19 protein-coding genes are annotated in these 20,531 nt (G+C 59.0%); 16 read left to right on the top strand and 3 right to left on the bottom strand.

The features are described from left to right. On the top strand, positions 1 to 574 hold a 574-nt coding region (locus DEM25_RS03580), incomplete at its 5' end, for a DUF6602 domain-containing protein (RefSeq protein ID WP_210210099.1). A gap of 431 nt (positions 575 to 1,005) precedes the next feature. On the opposite strand, the gene DEM25_RS03575 is transcribed toward DEM25_RS03580, so the two are convergent. Both DEM25_RS03575 and DEM25_RS03570 read right to left on the bottom strand, forming a co-directional pair. Then, positions 1,006 to 1,932: a restriction endonuclease gene (locus DEM25_RS03575; RefSeq protein WP_109768173.1), complete on the bottom strand. Its 927-nt coding sequence runs from the start codon at positions 1,930 to 1,932 to the stop codon at positions 1,006 to 1,008. A 33-nt stretch (positions 1,933 to 1,965) separates the two neighbouring features. Continuing rightward, positions 1,966 to 2,520: a hypothetical protein gene (locus tag DEM25_RS03570; RefSeq protein WP_109768172.1), complete on the bottom strand. Its 555-nt coding sequence runs from the start codon at positions 2,518 to 2,520 to the stop codon at positions 1,966 to 1,968. Between the two features lie 91 nt (positions 2,521 to 2,611). Between DEM25_RS03570 and DEM25_RS03565 the strand changes: the two genes are divergently transcribed. Then, positions 2,612 to 4,144 (top strand): PDDEXK family nuclease, encoded by a 1,533-nt coding sequence (locus DEM25_RS03565; protein WP_147393265.1) that lies wholly within the window; start codon positions 2,612 to 2,614, stop codon positions 4,142 to 4,144. Continuing rightward, positions 4,141 to 4,827 carry a hypothetical protein gene (locus DEM25_RS03560; protein WP_109768170.1) on the top strand — a complete coding sequence of 229 codons (687 nt, stop codon included), beginning with the start codon at positions 4,141 to 4,143 and terminating at the stop codon, positions 4,825 to 4,827. The genes DEM25_RS03565 and DEM25_RS03560 overlap by 4 nt, the downstream gene beginning before the upstream one ends. On the opposite strand, the gene DEM25_RS03555 is transcribed toward DEM25_RS03560, so the two are convergent. Next, entirely contained in the window at positions 4,824 to 5,984 is a 1,161-nt protein-coding gene (locus tag DEM25_RS03555) for a hypothetical protein (protein ID WP_109768169.1), read from the bottom strand. The genes DEM25_RS03560 and DEM25_RS03555 overlap by 4 nt on opposite strands. Before the next feature lie 74 nt (positions 5,985 to 6,058). Here DEM25_RS03555 and DEM25_RS03550 point away from each other — a divergent pair, with 74 nt between their 5' ends. The 13 genes from DEM25_RS03550 to DEM25_RS03490 all read left to right on the top strand — a co-directional run bounded on the left by DEM25_RS03550 (position 6,059) and on the right by DEM25_RS03490 (position 20,387). After that, entirely contained in the window at positions 6,059 to 6,790 is a 732-nt protein-coding gene (locus DEM25_RS03550; RefSeq protein WP_245412740.1) for an AbiV family abortive infection protein, read from the top strand. Positions 6,791 to 6,929: 139 nt separating this feature from the next. Next, positions 6,930 to 7,523 carry a DUF6088 family protein gene (locus DEM25_RS03545; protein ID WP_109768168.1) on the top strand — a complete coding sequence of 198 codons (594 nt, stop codon included), beginning with the start codon at positions 6,930 to 6,932 and terminating at the stop codon, positions 7,521 to 7,523. 170 nt (positions 7,524 to 7,693) lie between these two features. Continuing rightward, positions 7,694 to 7,897: a ribbon-helix-helix domain-containing protein gene (locus tag DEM25_RS03540; protein ID WP_109768167.1), complete on the top strand. Its 204-nt coding sequence runs from the start codon at positions 7,694 to 7,696 to the stop codon at positions 7,895 to 7,897. Continuing rightward, positions 7,884 to 9,050 carry a DNA cytosine methyltransferase gene (locus tag DEM25_RS03535; protein ID WP_109768166.1) on the top strand — a complete coding sequence of 389 codons (1,167 nt, stop codon included), beginning with the start codon at positions 7,884 to 7,886 and terminating at the stop codon, positions 9,048 to 9,050. Before DEM25_RS03540 ends, DEM25_RS03535 begins: the two co-directional genes overlap by 14 nt. 74 nt (positions 9,051 to 9,124) lie before the next feature. Further along, positions 9,125 to 10,069 carry an Eco29kI family restriction endonuclease gene (locus DEM25_RS18060; protein ID WP_245412739.1) on the top strand — a complete coding sequence of 315 codons (945 nt, stop codon included), beginning with the start codon at positions 9,125 to 9,127 and terminating at the stop codon, positions 10,067 to 10,069. Beyond that, positions 10,050 to 10,502 (top strand): very short patch repair endonuclease, encoded by a 453-nt coding sequence (locus tag DEM25_RS03525; protein ID WP_281004523.1) that lies wholly within the window; start codon positions 10,050 to 10,052, stop codon positions 10,500 to 10,502. The genes DEM25_RS18060 and DEM25_RS03525 overlap by 20 nt, the downstream gene beginning before the upstream one ends. 4 nt (positions 10,503 to 10,506) lie before the next feature. Then, the gene (locus tag DEM25_RS03520; RefSeq protein ID WP_109768164.1) at positions 10,507 to 12,834 is read left to right on the top strand and encodes an ATP-binding protein; all 2,328 of its coding nucleotides are present in this window, start codon (positions 10,507 to 10,509) and stop codon (positions 12,832 to 12,834) included. A gap of 3 nt (positions 12,835 to 12,837) precedes the next feature. Continuing rightward, positions 12,838 to 14,508 (top strand): DEAD/DEAH box helicase family protein, encoded by a 1,671-nt coding sequence (locus DEM25_RS03515; RefSeq protein ID WP_109768163.1) that lies wholly within the window; start codon positions 12,838 to 12,840, stop codon positions 14,506 to 14,508. Next, entirely contained in the window at positions 14,505 to 15,032 is a 528-nt protein-coding gene (locus DEM25_RS03510) for a hypothetical protein (RefSeq protein WP_109768162.1), read from the top strand. Before DEM25_RS03515 ends, DEM25_RS03510 begins: the two co-directional genes overlap by 4 nt. Then, positions 15,020 to 16,156, top strand: a complete 1,137-nt coding sequence (locus tag DEM25_RS03505; protein ID WP_196780251.1) for a PIN-like domain-containing protein — start codon at positions 15,020 to 15,022, stop codon at positions 16,154 to 16,156. The genes DEM25_RS03510 and DEM25_RS03505 overlap by 13 nt, the downstream gene beginning before the upstream one ends. Before the next feature lie 18 nt (positions 16,157 to 16,174). Next, positions 16,175 to 17,254, top strand: coding sequence for an SIR2 family protein (locus DEM25_RS03500; RefSeq protein ID WP_109768161.1), 1,080 nt, complete (start codon positions 16,175 to 16,177; stop codon positions 17,252 to 17,254). Between the two features lie 15 nt (positions 17,255 to 17,269). Then, on the top strand, positions 17,270 to 19,000 hold the full coding sequence (locus DEM25_RS03495) for an ATP-dependent nuclease (RefSeq protein ID WP_109768160.1): 1,731 nt from the start codon (positions 17,270 to 17,272) through the stop codon (positions 18,998 to 19,000). Next, on the top strand, positions 18,993 to 20,387 hold the full coding sequence (locus tag DEM25_RS03490) for a DEAD/DEAH box helicase family protein (RefSeq protein ID WP_109768159.1): 1,395 nt from the start codon (positions 18,993 to 18,995) through the stop codon (positions 20,385 to 20,387). Before DEM25_RS03495 ends, DEM25_RS03490 begins: the two co-directional genes overlap by 8 nt. Positions 20,388 to 20,531 lie beyond the last annotated feature (144 nt).

Genomic DNA, 20,531 nt, shown 5'->3' with positions numbered 1-20,531 from the left:
GCTTCATTCGTCCATCTCCTTTGATCGACGGACTCTACCAAAATCTGGAGGAGGTTCAGGGGCTCAGGTCATCATATATGATCGCCAATACTCGCCATTCATTTTTCACTACGAGGGCGAAGTCATAGTTCCTGCGGAAAGCATCTATGCGGTTTTCGAGGCGAAGCAATCGGCCAATCTGAAACATGTCCAGTACGCCCAGGAAAAGGTTCGGAGCGTGCGAGCGCTTCATCGAACGAGTTTGCCGATACCGCACGCAGGAGGCACGTATCCTGCGAAGCCGCTCATCCCGATTTATGGTGGACTACTGACCTTTGAAAGCGATTGGAAGCCTGGACTCGGAGATAGTTTCATTGACGCGTTGAAGAAGGATCAGGGAGAGGGGAAAATCGACTTCGGTTGCGTAGCCGGGCACGGCTATTTCCATACGGACGAAGATCCGACGGAGTATGTCATGCATACTGGCGGCAAACCCGCCACTGCCTTTCTTTTTAGGCTGATTTCCCAGCTTCAATTCAGCGGCACCGTTCCGATGATCGATATTCAGGCCTATAGCGAGTGGTTGGCGGAATAACTTCGCATCATACGGACATCTTCAATCTGCTACCGGCGATCGGTGGAGGCGTTGTTCGAAGGCCAAGGGGTGCCTTCGCCATCGACGTCCCCCAGGGCTGAGCGCAGGGCACACGGCAGTCCTCAAGGTCGGCGATGATCCTGTCGGCGATTTCGGAATAGAAATTGGTCCCGTCGCGCCGGGCGCCGGATTTGCTGTTGTGTCTGGACGTCGCGGGTCTCCGCGCCGGGGGCCTCTCCTCCGTCCTCATCCCGTCACGGCATACCCATCCGCACTCTCCATCTCAAAGGGGCGTTGCGGTGGGATTCCCCGCTCGAAGGGCTTAACCGAGAGTACTGCCTCGGCCGCAGGGCAAGGCTTTGCCCTCCAGAATCCATGGTGATCTGGTCTGAAGCGGAAGACAGAGGCAGCCCGAAGGCCGCTACGGTCATCTAGGATACCTTCTCCCGAAGCCAGGACGACAGTCCTGCATCCAAGACCATCCGGGCGAGCTTCTGCGGGCCCAGAAGAATGACGTCTGTCTGCCGATCTCCCTCGGGCAGATCGCCTGTGTGCCAGACAAAGAACATGCGGTCGTAGGCATCGGCCTGCGCCAGCCGGTCCACATAGTCGTTCAGAGCCGCCGGCGTCGCCTGAGACTTGATTTGGACGAACGCCCGTTCGGTGGTGCTTGGCAAGACGAGCTCCAGATCGATCGTCTTTTGTGTGCGTCCGACCTGGCTCACGCGGCGCCAGCCACTGGTTGAGAACACGAGATCCACGAGGAGTTCGAAATCCTGCCAGGTCAGCAATCGCATGAGATCGACGATCGCCGTCACCAGGGCACGCTCCGCCTCCTCGGCGGCCGCGACCTCGGGCGAGAGCTGGTCGCCTAGTTTTCGCAACAGATAGTCGGCGGCCTGAACGTCGCATATGGTGCCGCGGAACATCTGCACCTTCAAAAACCGGCCCGAAAGCCGGTCGGCGGACAGCCGCGCGCCGCCGATGCTGGTGTTGCGCCAACCATCCAAAGTCGCGCGGCGGTGGCTGCGATCTTCCAGAATCTCGACCGGCCCCGTGGGGCGTGCCCAATAAAGGAGGCCGCCGACGAAGGTGATGAAGATCGATTGTTCATCGGATTCATAATAGGCACGAATCTGGTTCACGTCCCTCGTCGCGGCGCCTGCATCCCCGGGGACGACCTTCATGGCCTCCCAGACGGCCTGCCAATCGCCACGCACACAAAGGTCATGGGGCGCTTCGCGATATCCGAAGCGAAGCACACCGTCTCGCAGGCTCTCGGCCTCCCAATCGCCGCCGCGACCGAGCTTGATGTAGCACAGGCGTGACGCTGTCACGACGGAAGGCTCAACGTTCATCGCGGTGAGGCCTTATCGCTTCGCTGTTTCCCATCACGCGCGGCGCAGCATCCGTTCGGTCCGGACGCGTTGATAGCCGTGCAAATGAATCTGCTGGCGGAGTTGCTTGATGTCGCTGATGCCGAAAGCGACGGCTGCCCTTAGCGGGCTGGCGAAGGTCGCGTAGAAGATCCAGCGCGAGCCGGTGGGAAGCGTTGGATTTTGCCGTCGGTCGGTGATGACAACGTCTCTTGGATCGCTGCTGTTGCGGAAGGCGTGGAAAGTGATCCAGTCGGGCCGGCGGTAGCGCGCCGCCTTGCTGAAAGGCACGGACTGGACCTTCACGTCTGTCTGGTCGAGCACCCAGTCGCGCTGTTCCAGAATCTGCCGCACCATGTGGCCGACCATCTGTTTGACGCGATCGGCGAGGACGTCCTCGCGGAACTCGGCGAGAAGCTGTTCTTCGATGCCTTCGACGGCGGGCTTGCTCAGCTCCGAGGCCGTTTCGAGGCGGGCGACATTGTCGTCCCGCGTTAGGAAGGCCCATATGCGCTGGCCCAGCTCGGAGTCGTAGAGCGAGGCAAATTTCTCGGGGCGGTAGGTGAACATAAGCGTCCCTCCTTTACCGGGCAAATATGGACGGTTATAAGCTGATGTCAATGATCAGTGAAGATCATTCGTCGGCAGGAAAACAAGCGTCATGCAGGTATCGGGTGCTGAAGCGAGGGAGCTGATTGAAAGTCAGTTAGCCGCACACGGCAACGGCCTGCTCTCCGTTCTCGCCAAATATCGGTGCGATGATGCGATAGCCGCGTGGCATGAGACGATTCGAGCCGTGGAGGAGTTCATCAACGTTCCGACATTCGGGATTGTCGACGATCATCTCCGAGATCGGTTATGTGCGGTACGTTTGGACGATGCCTTTGTCGCGAACCCGGGACCGACCTGGCTGGCCGTTCGCGAGGCGCTCGCGCCGCATCTCGAGCCATCAGTCATCTCTCGCTTCACGCGGGTCATGCTCTACGCTGGCGCCATGGGTAAGGCTTTTGCTGAGCACGGCTACGATGCTCGCAGCGCAAGTATCACACTCGACACGATCGGCGGCGCCGTCGATTATTTCCAGTCGCGACGACGACACTTCGTCTCGCTGCTTTACACCATGCCTTATGCATGTTCCGGCTCTCTCGTTCTCGAGCCGTACGACGCTCTGACCGTTCTCATGCCGCAGGTCGAGCATAGCTGCATCGCAATCACCGGCTTCCATCAAAAGCTTGCGCTGCTCGAGGCCCTGCCGGAATTCAGTCTGGAGATCGACGACGTCGGCGTCATGGCGAGCCACGGCTTCGAAGCCCTGGACGACTATTTTCTCGAACCGGAACGCGCATCGATCCATGTGATGGCTGAGCTGCGGGGTGACCAGTTCACGATGCCCGCCATGGAGCCGCAGGATCGAAAGAAGATTTTCTCAGCCGCCGAGCTGCGGAACGCCGTGAAGCTGATTGGCGCGGTTTACGAGGCATTCGGCCTGAAGGACTCCGATTTTTCCGCCATGGGCCTGCTGATAGTCGCCTTCGCGCGCCATTGCCGCGACGACTATTACATCGAGATCGGAAAGGAGAAGTTTCGCTCGATGCTGCGCGCGCAGTCCGAGCTGGACCCTTCCGCACTTGAGGCACTTCTCGTCAACAAGCCTTCGGACTATGCGACGAACACCAATGCCTATCAGCCCTTTTTGGATCTTGGGGATAGGGTCGTCTCGAACGTCAATCTTCTGTCGCGCTTTCTCTATGCGTTCAAGAACGTTCACTTGGGCAGCCGACGGCGCTTTCAGATCCACGCGGGCTTCATCTTCGAGGACATGGTGAAACGCGATCTCAGGCGCATGGGCTTCTTCGTGACGGACATCAGGCGGATCAATCGGAAGGAATTCGATGTCGTCGCCACACGCAGCGGCGTCATCTTCAACGTTCAGTGCAAAAACAACTGGATCGATCTTTCGAAGATCGAGGCTGATCGCGCACTTTACGTTCGATATAACCGGTTGCTGACAAACTACTATGCGCGCGCACTCAAGAAGGAACGTGGTCGCGAACATTTGCTAAAGCAGAAACTGGGTGTGGATGAGGTCTTGCATTATGTGGTCAGCCGCTTTCCGGTGATCGGCGCCGACCCCGCGGTGATCAACTACAATCAGATAGATCGGCTTCGTTTTGCCGGCCAGGCAAGCGCATGACGAACCCAGCCGATATCCGCGATTTGCTCTTACGGTTCACCGGCCGGGATTTGACACAGACGCTTGCGCGGATCGAGAGCGGCGTTCGCGGCGTTGCGGCGGAGGATTGCGCAGATTTTCTCGAGAGCGCCGGCGTGGGTCGGGAGGCGTTGGCCGCGGCTGCTGAAATGAAGCGTCTCGCAGGGCAGATCAATGTGACGATCCATGCGCTCGGCATCCTGTTATGCCTTCCGCACATCCTGGAACAAGACGAGCGTGTCGAATATGTGTCGCTCGGCGCCGGCAATACGGGGCGCGAGTTCGATCTGGAGACCAACCTGCGGGTCGCCGAGTTCAAATTTATACGATGGCGGGGCGGCGCGGAATCGATCCGCCAGAATTCGGTGTTCAAGGATTATCTGTTGCTCGCCGAGCATCCAACGACGAAGCGAAAATATCTCTATCTGCTTGGCACTGAGCATGCCCTCAAATTCCTGCGGGGCGGCCGCGCCCTGTCGAGCGTGCTGAGCCGGAATGACAAGCTGCAGAAGATGTTCGCGGATCGCTTTGGCGGGGCGTTTCGGACGGTTGGGGAATACTACACGGTTCACGCTGGCGCGGTGAGGATCGAGGATGTCTCGTCGTGGCTTTCAGAGCTGGCGGAGGAGTTGATCGCGGAGCCGGACGTCAGCGTTGATGATTAGCGAGCAGGCCGAATGACGCGGGTGCGGCGCGCGGTATGGCTTGCTGGTGGGCGTGTCGCGGTCAGGAGCGCCTCCTCGGTGGATTTCTGCGGTCCCATGAAGTCCATGCGATCGGCGATATAGCCACCTAGTGCGCGCGCGTCTTCGGCCGATGGCATCGGAACGTCGTATGTGAGCGGAAGAAACGCGGTCAGTGCGATGCGGTAGAGCGGTGCGGCATATTCGAAGATCGTCCGCTGCGGCGTGGGAAGAATGAGATTGTCGCGCTCGACGGGATTGCCGTGAAGGAAGTCGTTCCGACATTCGTAGAGCATCTGGTAGAGCCAGGATGCCAGAGTGCGCTTTACCTTGGTCTTCCCGCCCGTGTCATGCGCGAGCAGCCCGCTCTCCGCCTTTGCCCAGCATGTCCGCTCGATCATCTCGAACACCTTGTCCCGGTTGGCCTGGCCATTTCCGCCGGGGTGCACGAGAATCTCGAAAGCGCTGACCCAGAGGGAGATGACCCGCCCGACGTCATAGAACGTCGTGTCCGTCCCGGCCGGCAAAAGGGAGGCGTGATACGCCATGTTGAGCGAACGCATCAGCGCGACGTCCTCCCAGGCGGGCTCTGCCGCTTCGTAGCGTCGACGCCAGCGTGCCATGAGCGCGGCAAGGAGCGGTTGGTCAATGTCGCTTTCGCCGAGTGAGGTGCGGAACAGGGCTGGCGAGGATTGGCCCTTGAAGCGCGAGAGTTCATGCGTGCCGAGGATGGCCGACGTGCTGCCGATCACATCCTCATAGTGTCGGTCGAGCATCCAGGGGTAGATCGCGAAGGCCTCGCCGAAGAGCACGCGGTGCCCGTGCGGATGTCGGAGTTCCAGCGCCCGGCCGTGGGTGATTGCCGAGAGCGCGATGAGATCGCGGAAGCTCGCCAGCGCCGCCACGTCGCGAAAGATGGGCGGTGCGGCCGCGTCCAGGATCAGGACTGAGGGCTCGAACTTTTGTCCGAAGTTGTCGGCAAAACGGTTGAGGAAACGCCGGAGCGTCGGATGCGTCCGCTTGAGGCCTGCAACGCGGTGGTCATTCGCGGGCGCGAGCGCCGCGACTTCGCAGCCGATCGCGGCGTCCAGAGGAATATTCGGTAGGACGAATATCGGCGTCCAATCGGCAGCAGTCATGTGTTATTCCTGTTTCGACGGGCTTAGTCCTGTAATGGCTGAAGTATTTTTGCTTACAACACGCCGGAACAACAATGAACGATACCAAGCAAGAAGACAGGGGAGAGAAGGCTGCGAAGCGCGACCAGGCGCCTTTGGAGGTTCTCGTCCGCGGCGCCGAGAAGACATTTGATAATGCCGAGCGCCTCTTTTACGAGGCGGAGCTTCTGGCGAAAGCTGGCGCGATGGCGCGTGCCCTTTGCCTGCACCAGATCTCCCTGGAGGAATGCTCGAAGGTCAACAACCTCGGGGCCTGGGCGGTTAGCCTGGTTCTTGGGTTCGAAGTCGATCAGAAGAAGGTGCTCGCCGCCTTCGGGCGTCACGCGGCCAAGAACAAATCCAATGCGTACATGCTGAAGGGCTCTGAGGCGGAATCAGATGCGAAGGCCCGTGGCGACTGGGAGGCTGCCATGGAGGCGTTCAGGCAGACCCAGGACGAGTTTCACGAGACGTCAAACCGCGCCAAAAACGCCTCGCTGTACGTGGACTGGGTCAACGGTGAATTCGCCGCGCCGAGCGAGCGCATTACCAACGAAATGCTGGTTGAGATCACGGAGCGAAACGCCGAGTTTCTCGGTTATGCCCAGCACGGGCTGAACATGCTCCGACGGCTGGAGAAGGCTCCCGAGGAAATAAAGGGCCTGCTCTCGGGTTTCGTCGGACAGGCCGAAAAGCTGCGCGAAGAAATGCCAGACGACATGACGGGGGCGATGGAGACATTGCTGTCGGGCTTTCTCGAAGAGGGCAAGCAGAAGCTGAAGAGATAAGTTCCACGCCGGGCGCCCCCTCGTCTTCGAACGGGGGGCTCTCCGAGGGTGACAGGCTGAGATCGCGGTAAGATCTTCCCCGCAGGCTTGCTTTGCAAGCTGTCAGAAAGCCGCGTAAATTTCTGACACGAGAACTGCCATGCCTCGCTTAACCGAACAGATCCTTGAACATGCGAGAAGGCTGCCCGAGGGTAGACCTGTCGCGGCTAAGTGCTTGCTTCACCTTGGCAACCGCGCCGCGGTGGACCAAGCCCTGTCTCGATTGGCCGAGCGCGATCAACTGACCCGGGCAGGACGCGGTGTTTACCTCTTGCCGGTCACGAGCCGGTTCGGAACCAGGGCGCCTTCCGTGGAGCAGGCGGTCGAGGCCCTCGCCACCCAGCGGGGCGAGGTAATCGTCTCGAGCGGTACGGCCGCCGCCAATAGCCTCGGGCTTACGACGCAGGTGCCGGTGCGATCCGTCTATCTGACGTCGGGGCGTACCCGGAAAATGAGCCTTGGCAAGCATACCGTCGAGCTTCGGCACGCGCCACGCTGGCAGCTCGCCATGCCGCATCGGCCAGCGGGTCAGGCGGTACGAGCGCTTGCCTGGCTCGGTCCGGAAAAGGCCGAGGCCGCTCTCCACACCTTGAAGCGCAAGCTCCCTCCCTCTGTTTTCAGCGAGTTGGCGGCGGCCGCCCCTCAGTTTCCCGCCTGGCTCGCGCGAAGTGTGGGAAAGGTCGCGCATGACTGAAAGGGGGTGAGCACCTTGCAGTAAACTGTGTCTACCAACTGGCCGCGCGGTTTCCTTACCGAGAATGTTCTTTCTTTGTTCACTATTTTTTGCTAACTTGCCATCTCAAGTGACTTCAGGCAAAGTGGCATTGCGCCGCGGAATGCCGCGGATCGCCGCAGAGGTTCCAAGTGGGCAAGGATGGTAAGGACGCCGAGCGCGTTACCACGACTTTGACCAGAGCGCAGAAGGCCGAGCTTGATCGCCTTGCCAAGACGCAGGGGGTGAAGGTCGCCTGGCTCGTCCGTCGCGCGGTCGAGCGTTATTTGGAAGAAGCCGCTGGGGGGCCAATGCTCCCGCTCGAGCTGGAAAGGGGCGAGGATGGAAAGCGCTGAACTCTTCGCCGGATGCGGCGGACTTGCTTTGGGAATGTCCCAAGCTGGTTTCAAGCATCGCCACATGGCTGAATTCGACCGGGACGCGGTGGCGACTGTTCTGCACAACAAGGCTAATGGCGTTGAGCATGTCCATGCGTGGCCGATGAATCTCCAGGACGTTCGGGAAATCGACTGGAGCGCGTTTGGCGCTCTGGACGCGGTATCGGGCGGTCCACCTTGTCAGCCCTTCGGGATTGGCGGAAAGAAGCTGGGTCAGGCGGATGGCCGTGACATGTGGCCGGAGGCGATTCGCGCGGTGCGGGAAGCGCAGCCGCGATCCTTCCTTTTCGAGAACGTGCGAAATATTTCCGGGCCGCGTTTCCGGCTTTATCTCGATTGGATACTCGCGCATCTCGAGCGACCCTCGATACAGCGTAAGGCCAACGAGACGCACGATGAGCATCGCGAGCGTTTGCTCGCGTCACGAGCGAAGCCGGAATATCGGGTGGTGTGGCAGCTTGTGAACGCGGCGGACTTCGGCGCGCCGCAAATCCGGCATCGCGTGCTCATTTTTGGTATTCGCGCCGACATGGGTGTGGATCCGCAGCCAATGATTCCGTCCCACTCCCGCGACAAATTGCTCTGGGATCAATATGTGACGGGAGAATACTGGGCGCGTCACGGCCTTAAGGTCCGAGCCGAGCCGCAACTGCGGCAGGACCAGACGAGGGTGGCGGCCTTGAGGCGCGAGGCCCAGGATCCCAAGGGGCTGCCCTGGGTGACGGTTCGCGACGCCCTTGCCGACCTAGGTGATCCGAATGGTGTTGGAAACCATGTGTTTCAGCCAGGAGCGAAGGTTTATCCCGGACATACAGGGAGCCCACTGGATCTGCCGGCGAAGGCATTGAAGGCTGGCGACCATGGCGTGCCCGGCGGTGAGAACATGATGGTTCGTGATGACGGCTCGGTTCGCTACTTCACCACTCGTGAGGCGGCGCGTCTGGTCGGCTTGCCGGATGATTATGAGTTTCCGCGCTCTTGGACGGAGAGCATGCGTCAACTCGGAAACGCGGTACCGGCGCAGCTTGGAGCGGCGGCTGGAAGATGGCTTTCCGGGATGATCAACAAGCAACGGCCGGGCACATTGGATTCAAATCGGAAGGCGGCATAGTATTGCCGATGTAAACAGCCGGGGGCGAATCGCGACCGAGAGACCTCGTATCGGCAAACCGGGAGGTCTAATTTATGGCGCGTTCGCCGGATCGGACAGCGATCAATGAGCTGGAGAAGGCACTGGAGGCGGTGCTAGCCGCCGCCGGGGATAGTCCTCCTCCGGCTGTTGTTCGGCGTATTCGTGACGGGCTCGCCGCGCACGCGGAGGCCGTCGAGGCGGCGCGCTCATCCACCGATCCAATCCGAATGCCGCGCGCGACATTTGATCCCGCGGACCCGAAGGCGATAGGCCGGATGGTCTCGATAGCGCTTCTGGCTCAGCCGTTGATCGCGCTCGAGGAAATCCAACCCGCTTATGGTTCGGGGGTCTACGCGATCTACTATCGCGGCGCGCATCCGCTCTACGCCAGCATCTCGGGATCCGAGACGCCCATTTACGTGGGAAAGGCAGACCCAGCCAATCATGACGCGAGCACGGCGCGGGAGCAGGGCGCCAAGCTGACGGCGCGGCTCCTGGAGCATGCCGGCACCATCGGAACCGCTGAGGCCTACGCCGATCAATTGCCGGCGCATTTGTCGCCGATTCATCTGCGTGATTTTGTTTGCAGGAGGCTGGTCTGCGCGACGAACGCTCAACTGGTCGCCGAAAAGCATCTCATTCGAACATTCTGGCCGATATGGAACTCGGAGACCAAGGCTTGCTGGGGTATGAGCAAGCACGGGGACGCCGCCAAGACCAGGGCGAACAAACGCTCGCCATGGGATGTCGTGCATCCCGGCCGCGCTTGGGCACTTGATGAGCGTTTGGTGGACTCACTAACGCCTGACCAAATCGGGCAGCGAATAGCGGAAACCCTGGAAAGGGTGCCGGTTCGCCGGGATCATGCCGCGTTGCTGGAGGAAATGCTGGAGGGCTTCCGACAGGAGGACGCGGCGATTGAATCACATACTCCCCCAGTTGGTGACGACGTGGAGGGGCCTCAACCGGACAAGGCTGGTGGTGCTGACGACGAGTGAAACGCGGACTGCGCGCAGCGCCCAAATGGCGCGTATTCGGGCGCGCGACACGAAGCCAGAGATGCGGGTGCGCCGCGCGCTGCATTCCGCCGGGCTGAGATATAGGCTGCACGCGAAGGGGCTCCCGGGCAAGCCAGATATCGTTTTCCCACGTGCCCGCATCGTCGTGCTTGTTCACGGTTGCTTCTGGCACCAGCATCCGGACCCGGCGTGCAAGCTCGCGCGCATGCCGAAGTCGAGACTGGAATTCTGGCGGCCCAAGCTGGAGGGGAATCGCGCGCGCGACGAAAGGATTCGGGCGGAGCTGGAGGAACTGGGCTGGGCGGTGATCGAGGTGTGGGAGTGTCAGACCAAGTCAGACCAATTGGCGCGGCTCGCCGACAAGGTGCGGGATATCGTCAGGGCGCGATTGGCGAAAGGCAAGGACAGGTGAGGAAATGAACCAGGACTTTGATCTCACGCCGGACCCGCGGGTCCTACAAATGCTGGGCGAGATCAACCTTCACCAATGGCGTTGCCTGGCGGAGCTTATAGACAATTCCATTGACGGATTTCTGCATGCCGCCCGCTCGGGATCCCCGGTTGATGCTCCGGAGATTGGTGTGAGTCTTCCAACGGCGGATAACGAGGACGCCCGGGTTGTCGTCAAGGACAACGGGCCGGGTATGTCGTTCGACCTTCTTGAGAACGCGGTGAAAGCCGGCTGGTCAGGGAACAGCCCGCTTTCAAGTCTCGGTTTGTTCGGTATGGGTTTCAACATCGCGACCGCTCGCCTTGGGCTTGTGACCGAGGTTTGGACGAGCCGGGCGGGTGACCCGGAGGAGGTGGGGGTCAGGATAGATCTGAACGATCTGCGCGCCACCGGAAATTTCAAGGTTCCCAGGCAAACCCGGGCCAAACCGGATCACAATGCCCATGGCACCACCATTGTGATCACCGGGCTTAAGCCGGATCAACGAGCCTATCTGGCGAGAAGCAACAACCAGAAGACCATCCGTAAGCATCTTTCGCGAGCCTATTCCTCCTTGCTCGGTAAGTCCGAGGCCGGAAAGATCCGGTTGATGGTTGGCGGCACCCGGTTGTCGCCGCGCCGGCATTGCGTGTGGAACGAGGAACGAACTGTCTCATATCCAGATGGAACGGTCGCGCGCGCCGTCGAGATGATCGACATCAAGTTGGCGCCACGGCGATATTGCACTCATTGCATGCGCACCCTGGCGCCGAGCGAGGAGAAATGCCCCACAGGGAGCCCGAGTTGCCAGATCGTCGAAACGGAAAGGCGGATTCACGGCTGGATTGGCTTGCAGCGGTATCTGCACAACACCGAGTTCGGGATCGACTTCATCCGGAATGGCCGAAAGATCGAGATCTCGAACAAGGATCTCTTCTCCTGGAGTGACGGTGAGACATCGGAGGTCGAGTACCCCACGGACGATCAGCGGAACCGAGGCCGTTTCGTCGGCGAGATTCATATCGATCATTGTCGTGTCAGTTACACGAAGGACAGATTCGAGCGCGATGATCCGGCATGGAATGAGATGGTGCGCATCGTGCGCGGCGAAGGGCCGCTTCGTCCGATCGTGGCCAAGCAGCGTGGATACGCGGGCAACGACAGCCCGCTGTACCGGCTATATCAGGCCTTCCGGCGCTCCAGTCCGCAGGGAAAAAACGGATTGTGGTCGCGCGTGCTCGTTGTCCGTGACAACGATCGAGCGCAGCAGATGGCGGAGCTCTTCGAGGCCGATGACCCGGACTATCTGACGGATGAGCGCTGGTGGCAGCTTGTCCAGGAGCAGGATAAGGAGGTTTTGGGGGACACGCCGGGCGATGCCGGCGATACGCCTCTTCCGGCGGGCTTTGTCGACGACGACGCCACGCCGGCGGATGGGGAGGGCACCCCGCCTGAGAGTGAGCCTGAGCCGGAGCCTCCAGCACCACCACCTCCGCCCGTTCGACATCAGTTGTATGAGCTCTCAAGGAAATACGTTCATCCGACATTCCGGGTCGAATACGACGTCCAGGCATATGCGGTGGAGCCGGATGATCCGGACTTACCGAGCGGTCTTCCGTGGGTGCTGAAGCTCGATGATGTCGCCACGAGAACCTATGGTTTCCTCGTTGACGCCGCGCACGACGTGTTTCGGTCAACCACAATGACGCCGCTTGATGGTCTCTTGACGGAACTCACGCATCGCACGGTCGAGTTTCTCAGGGGGCAATCGCAGGACCCGTCTGTCGCGGGAGTCCTCGCTGATTTCAGACGGCAATACTGTGTCGATACAAGGCTGGATCCCCAGGAAATAATCGCCCTGGCGACCTCGGTGCTTGGCGACATCGCGCGGGCCATTCCCACAATGGCGGAGGTGTCCGGTGAGAAGCTCTATGAAGAGCTGGAGGATGGCGAGAAGGCGACCATCGCCCGGCGCATGGCGAATAGGGATGTGCCCGACCACAAGCCGGTCATCAAGGAGGGGCGGTTCTGGGAATACGCGGACCTTGAGTCCCTGCGAAAGCTGTTTAACCGCCGCCCTGAGATGTTTTTCGATGGTCGATTCTGGAACGATGGATATTCGGCCATCGATTTCGGCAATGATGGAGTGACGGAGCAGGCGCGTCGCGGTGTTCTGGCACGCTACGACGCCTATTTCGGTGACGCCATTTGGTTGGCGAACCAGTCCCCGTCGGATGTCGACCGGGCGAGCCGTGATGTGGTGATCCGCGCCACCTGCTCCGTGCGACTGCTGAAATCCGATACGGCGGATTGAGGGATGGAACCTTTCCTCGACGCATCGCGATTGCTCAAGGGTCCATGGCAGGCCTTTGAAAGGGACGTGGCGAGGCTTTTGGTATGTAATGGATTTGACGATGTTCGCCTGGTCGCGGGCAGCGGCGATCATGGTGCCGATGTCTTGGGCGTCAAGGGTGGTGAGCTATGGGTCATTCAGTGCAAATTCACCACGAGCGGATATCCGGCGGCGAGCGCGGTCAACGAGGTTGGCGAGGCGGCGCGCTTCTACAAGGCCGATCGAATTTACGTGGCATCGAGCCGAAGGGCCGGTCCCGCGACGTATGAGGCCATCAAGCGTTGGCAGGCCCTTGGCATTGAGATCGGTGTTCTGGAGCCAGCCGCGCTACTCGAACTCGCGCGGAAAAGCCCCGAGTATTCGCGGCATCGGCGTGAGCTGCGTGACTACCAGGACGACGCCGTTGAGAAGTTTGTGGCCAGCCTTCGTGAAACGGGACGCGGACAGGTGGTGCTCGCGACTGGCCTGGGTAAGACCGTGGTTCTGGCGGAGAGCGTCGCGCAATTGTATCGGGACGCGGCCATCCCGGGCGGGCGGGTGCTTGTGCTCGCGGGCACGCGCGAGCTGGTGGATCAGCTTCAGTTCGCGTTTTGGGATCAGTTGCCCAAATGGGTCACCACGCACCGATTGATGGGTGGGGAGGCGCCGAGCTTTTGGGACGGTATCACGTTCGCTACCGTCCAAAGCGCTGTATCGCGTCTTGAGGAACTGCCCGAGTTTGGCCTGGTGCTCATCGATGAGGCGCACCATGTCGGCTCCGAAACCTTCCGTCGTGTCACGGAGCATCTATCCGATTCAATGATTGGGGGGGTCACCGCGACGCCGTGGCGCGGTGATGGCTATGACATTGACGAGTTGCTCGGACCACCCGTCATAAGGATAGGGATCGCCGAGGGATTGAGGCGCGGTTTCCTGTGTGAGGCCGATTATCGGTTGTTGGCGGACAACATCGACTGGTCCGTTGTTCGGGCGCAGTCGCGCAACAGATACTCTATCAGCCAGCTCAATCGGCTCCTGCTCTTGCCGACCAGGGACGAGGAGGCGGCGCGTGCCGTGCGCGAAACCTTCGACAAGGAGCAGCGCCGCTCGGCGATTGTGTTCTGCTCGTCGATAAATCACGCGAACAGCTTCGCTGCCACACTCAAGCTTTTCGGGTTCAAGGCCGAGGCGATCACCGGAGAGATGTCTCCTCGAGAGCGCGATCGTATCATGGCCGCTTTCCGGAAAGGCAGCCTGGACGTCGTCACCACCCGTGATTTGTTCAACGAGGGCGTCGATGTTCCGGATGTGGACATGATCGTATTCATGCGCGTGACCCATAGCCGGCGGATATTTGTGCAGCAATTGGGCCGCGGTCTGCGCATCAGCCCCAACAAGAAGAAGGTGGTTGTTCTCGATTTCGTCAGCGATCTTCGACGGATCGCCGAGGTAGTGGAATTGGAGAAGGCGGCGAGAGGGGACCTGGAGCGCCTGCGCCTGCCCGGGATGATCCAATTCAGGGACGAGGGCGCCGGCAGTTTCATGCTGGATTGGATGCGTGATCAGGCAGACCTTTTCATGCGGGAGGGCGATCCAACGCTTGAATTGCCCGCCTTTGATTTTCCCAAGCCGCATAACCGGGGCACGGTCCAATGATTATCCCGGAGAACATTCGCGACGGCATTCGTGACAGGCTCTGGGAAACGGCCGACCAACTTGGCTGGTCGTCAATGGGGGATTCCGAACGATCAAAATATTATGAGCCATGGACCCGTGACCAGACGATAGGCGGTCAACTCGCGCACTACATGGATCCACGCAAGGTGCGGGTTTACATAAAGGACTCGCTACTTAAGCCTTATGAGCGCGCCCGCCTTCTGGAAAACGAGGAGGCGATATGGCGGCTGCTCGGTATGTCGGCGCCAACGACCTTCTCGGAAACCTATATCAAGCCACACGGCCGCCGTCTGGAGGATGGAAGGGTGGTCTGCTGGGGCAAGAGCCGCGACTGGAAACTGATACTGATGGCCGTGTTCGAGCGCGGCCAGGCCCGGCGGGATTTCTCGGCCTTCGGCGTCGTTCTGCTTGAGACCGGACCGACAGCCGAGAAAGACAAACGCTCTCTTGTCGTGAGCGCGGCGACGCGCTTGGGCATAGAGAAGCTGGCATGGCTGGAGTAGTCGACGTGCGGGAGAAATATCAAGGCTGGTACCTTAAGTCAGCGTCGGAGGTCGCGGCGCTTTGGGATAAAGCGATCTTCGTCCCCGACGCCAACGTCCTCCTGCACTGTTTGCGGCATTCCGAGGTTGTCCGCGAGGAACTCCTCCGGCTCTTCGACGTCCTCAAGGACTCGCTTTGGATTCCATACCAGGTTGGACTGGAGTTTCATCGCAACCGTCTGGACGTCCAACTGGGTGCCCAGGACGCCTATGACGCGCTCATCAAGGATCAAGAAGCGATCATTGAGAAGGCCCGTGACCGCCTTCGGCAATTGCGCGCGCACCCCACGATCAATGTCGCCAAGGAACTCGCGGCCTTGGACATGTTCCTTACGGATTTCAAGGCCCGGATGGAGGCGGCCCGAGAGGGCCACCCCAAGGAAGAAATTGACGCTGTCATCGGGCGCCTAACCGCGCTTTTGGAAGGCCGTGTGGGCGACAAATGGAAGCCGGAGCAGTTCACCGCGATCAAGAAGGAGGGGGATGATCGCTACAACCGGAAAGTCCCGCCTGGTTACAAGGACACGAAGAAGGATTCCGGTGATCTGGATAGGTTCGGTGATCTGATCATCTGGAAGGAGATGATGGCGAAGGCGAAGGCCGAGGGCCGTCCAGTCATATTCATTTCCGACGATGTGAAGGAGGACTGGTGGTGGATTCATAAGGGACGGAAGCTTGGTCCGCGTCCGGAGCTTATCGAGGAGTTCAAGGCTGAGAGTGGGCAGGACTTTCACATATATGAATTCAGCCAGTTTCTTCGTTTCGCCGCTGAGCGGCATCCTGAGATCAAGGAAAATGTTGGCCAGGTTGAGGAGAGTCTGCTCGCTGATGAGGAAGCGAGGCGCAGACTGGATGAGCGGGCGCGTGGCGATGCGGAGCGTCTGCGCCAACTTGAGGACGAGCGTGATCAGATCGTGGCGGCTCTGTCGGGCGCGCCTGGAACACACAGCGATGTGAAGGTGGCCGAACGTCCCACGCTTCGCAATCGATTGAGTGAGATCAATGAGGAAATCGCCGCTTTGACCGGATTGGAAGAGCAAAACAAGATCGATGCGGATCAAGATGATACAAGTGCATCATCTTAATGTCGCAGAGGATAAAGCTTGTTAGAGCGAAAACAAAAGGTTGTATATGTGGTTGGCGCCGGGCTCTCAGCCGGGCTTGGATTTCCGACCATCGGCAATTTGCTTCCAGAACTGTGGGGCAGACTTGAGGAGGCCGGAAGCGATATTGAGATCGCCGACGTAATTCGATTTCATCACCCTGATTTCAATGCTGATAGGCTTGAGACATACCCAACAATCGAACAGCTTCTCTCTGAGATGAAGGCGAATGCGGAGCTATTTTACTCCACGCGTCCAGCTGCAGGAAACTTCAGTAGCGAGCAGCTCGAGGATCGGCGCGCGAATCTCTTGCAGGAGATGGCCATCTGGTTTCACGATTTGAAGAAGGCGGCGCTAAAACCGAAGCCAAAGTGGCTTCGTAGGTTGGTCACCGCAATGAGGGAAGAGGAAGCCTCGATCATCTCCTTTAATTGGGACCTGGTCCTGGACGAAATGCTCTTCGGATCTTCTCTCGACAAAGGTAGCTACGGCCTCGATCGTCGTAGGAAGGGACCACGTCTTATCAAGCCACACGGATCCTTGAATTGGTACAGAAGAAGTGCAGCCGGCCCCATTAAGAGTGAAAAGAAGTTCAGTTTGGGCGGATCCGGCGATGCGGAGGTATTTGGCTTTCGTCCGCTCCGTGCGGTCCAATCTTCAAAAGGACGGCAATACATGCCGCTTATCGTGCCACCCGTGTATGCGAAACAATTTGAAGGACCGCTCTTCCAGAAGTTGTGGCAAGAGACTGTGCGGGCGCTGAGCACCGCTAGCGAGGTCCGATTTCTCGGCTTCTCTCTAGCGGAGGCGGACTTTCATGCGAGATTCGTCCTTCGGTGCGGCTTCTATAATCAAGAGCACGGCGCGCTTAGGAGCGATGGACACCGCGACACCGCGACCGGCCGGGCCAAAGTTGTGGTTGTTGACCGGTCAAGCACGCCGCTACCGAGGATCCGTGGTGCTGTGGGGTGGGAATGCGAGTTTCATCAAAAAGACATTTCAGATTGGGTGGCGGAAGGCGGTCTTGAGGCTAACCGCATATATGGAGCGTCGAGTGATACGGAGCGCATGCTAACCTGAGAGAAAGGCCGTACGTTGAGAATCAGGCACATTGAAATCAGGAACTTCCGCGGTATCAAATCCCTTTCCTGGCGTGTGAAGGGTGATTTTTGCTGCGTCATCGGGCCGGGAGACACCTGTAAAACCACGATCCTGACAGCGCTTGATTACGCACTATCGCCCCGCACATCGCTCTCATTCGAAGATTCTGACTTCTTCAACCAGGATGTCCGCCAAGACATTGTCATCCAGGTCACGCTGACCGATTGGGACGAAACCCAGCTTGACATCCGTAAGTTCTTTCAGGAAAGCAAGTTCGCGCAGTACAAGTGCGGCCTTGATGCGACGGGACCGCTGGCTGAGCCGCAGGAAGGTGGCACCGTTGCCGTTTCCGTATCATTGCGCGTCGACGGAAGCCTCGAACCGAAGTGGTTTGTCGTCAAAGGACGGGATGAGGGTGAGGTTACCGAAAGAAAGCCACTCTATGCCACTGATCGCAACGCCTTAGGCTTGAGCCGTCTTGATACATATTCCGACTATCACTTTACCTGGGGCCGAAACACCATTCTGACGCGGCTTAGCGCCGACAATGAGGGGAATCTCGGCGCCGTGCTTTCCGGCTTGGCGCGCGAGATGCGCCAGGGAGATATCTCGGGCCACGAGAGCATCACCGAATGCCAGGGCGTTGCCGATACGGTTAAACAGGAATCGAGCGATGCCGGTGTTAAGCTGACGGCACTTTCGCCAAAGATCGACATTCAGCGTCAGTCCATGACCGCCGGGGCCCTTTCTCTTCACGAAGACAATGTCCCAATGCGCAACAAAGGCAGCGGGACTAAGAAGCTCGTCGCTGCCGCCATGCAGATGAAATTACATGGCGGTAAGAACATTTCGCTAATCGACGAAATCGAGGTCGGCCTTGAGCCGCACCGCATCAGAGGATTGATTGTTAGGCTAAGGAATACTGGCCAGCAGATTTTCACGACCACGCATTCACCTGTCGTGATAAGGGAACTCGATGTCGTGAAGGACGAGCTATACGTTTGTCGGCGCGATGCGGCTGGAATAGTGAGCCTCGATAGCCTTGCCGTCGTGCCTAACATCCAGGGGCCGGTCCGCAACAATGCCGAGGCATTTCTTGGCAGCAAAATCATAGCTTGTGAGGGTCCAACGGAGATTGGCTGTCTGCGTGCTTACGACCGGTACCGTTTCGAAGGCGGCAGCATTCCTGTCTGGAGCCTCGCCACTTCGTATTTCAACGCCGATAGCGGCGGTCAGATAAAAGTCGTTTGTCCGAAGCTTCACGCGCTCGGCTACCGAACAGCGGCCTTTTGCGACAACGACGCGCAGGACCAAATTAGCGATGCCGAAGTCGCTCGATTGCGCGCTGCGGCAATCCACGTTTGCCAATGGGAGGCCGGTAATTCGACGGAGGGGCAGCTTTTCCATGACCTGCCTTGGACGCACATTCCCGATCTTCTGGCGATTATTGCGGACAATCACAGGACGCTTGATCACGCCACGATCATCGATTGCGTCATAAAAGAGCCGCGCGTCATAACTCAAAACCTGGGCACCGATCCGACCGCCTGGCCGGAGAGCCCTCTGCTCCGGGGAGTCCTGGGCGAACTGGCTCACAAGCGCAGTTGGATCAAGAGCATCGGCTATGCCGCCACTGTCTTCTATTTTGCGCTTCCTCTGATTCCCGACACGAGCGCTATCAAGTCCCGCCTAGGCCTATTGTGGGACTGGGTACAGCATGAGTGAACAGGTTTATGAAGCTATCGCCCGTTCGTCATCCGGGTTCGTTGAGTCACCAGCCGGCTGCGGAAAAACCGAGGCCATCGTCAGGACTGTGGGGACCTACTGTTCCGACCCGCAACTGATCCTCACGCATACGCATGCCGGTGTCGACGCACTGCGGCAGCGCTTCCGCAAGTATCAGGTGCCCACGAGCAGATACCATGTCGATACGATTGCCGGTTGGGCTTGGAGTTGGGTCCGCAAATACCCTTTTAATGCGGGATATGATGGCCCTGGCGACGTCCCTGGATGGAACGATGTCTACGACAGTATGTCGGCCCTTCTGGAGAGGGATTTCGTTAAGCAGGGTATTCTTAATTCATACGCCGGTGTCATTGTTGACGAGTATCAGGATTGTACTGTCCCTATGCATAAGCTGATGGTTCAGCTCAAATGTCTACTGCCCTGCCGCGTCCTTGGGGATGACCTGCAGGGCATTTTCGGGTTCCGAGATGATCCTCTCATCAGCTGGACTGACATGCGGGGGGCGTTCGGCAACGACCTTGGTACTCTTGAGACACCACATAGATGGATCAACGCTGGTAACGAATCTCTTGGCCGTTGGCTGCTTCGCGAGCGGACTGCCTTTCGCCAGAGCCGTGAACCGGACTACGGCAGCGCTACTGTCCACAGGGCCCGTGTTCAATATGGCAATCTTGGAGCCGAACTTCTTCGTTTGACCGAAGAAAAAGAGGGCCGAATTTGTATCATCGGCCCGAAAGCTCGGCGTCTGAATTCTGCAGTTGAAACCGTCTTGGTCAAACGAGCATACCGCATCCTTGAGCCCAATGACTTAACCGTGCTCCGCGATCTCATCGTCGTACTTGTCGACGGGACGGATGCCGAGAAAGCCGATGCTGCAATCAAGTTTTTCTTTGATTCTCACGGCGGGCTATCCCCGGATACAAATGCATTCATTTCCAATATCCTCAAAGGGGAGGGAAGCCGTCCACGGCTCGTTGATAGGCGCGCGCTGTTCGATGCCCATAGACAGGGTGCGACACCGATCCTTCTGGCTGAACTGCTTGACTATGTTGCGAGCAGAACTGCCGTTTCGTGCAAGCTCACGGAATCCGTCAGTGCTCTAAAATGTATTCTCGAAGAACACATCGGGTCAGGTGCAAACCTAAAGACCCTGTATGCTGAGGAAATCGCTAAGAGGAAATACCGGACCCGCAGCAGCGTATTCCGCTGCGTCGGTAGCACATTGCTCGTCAAGGGTCTTGAATTCGATCATGCTGTGATTCTCCGCGATCCGAATTGGCAGCAGAGCTGGGGAAACTACCGAGACTTGTACGTTGCGCTTTCGCGCGGGGCGAAGAGCGCGACGCTCATCGACTTGGCTGCCTAGATAATCTCGTCATGTGAAAGCCAAAGATCGCACTTGATGGCGATTTGCAGAAACCTGGATTCCCATCGCTGATGGAGTTTGCAAGCATCACTGAATATCAATGCTGCCGCCAGTTCTCTGGGAACGTCGTCTCCGAGGGAATTG

Origin of the sequence: Oceaniradius stylonematis, from assembly GCF_003149475.2 — a bacterium.
Lineage (GTDB): Bacteria > Pseudomonadota > Alphaproteobacteria > Rhizobiales > Rhizobiaceae > Roseitalea > Roseitalea stylonematis.
The sequence above is the reverse complement of the archived record's forward strand: the minus strand, read 5'-3'. Positions and strand labels throughout refer to the sequence as shown.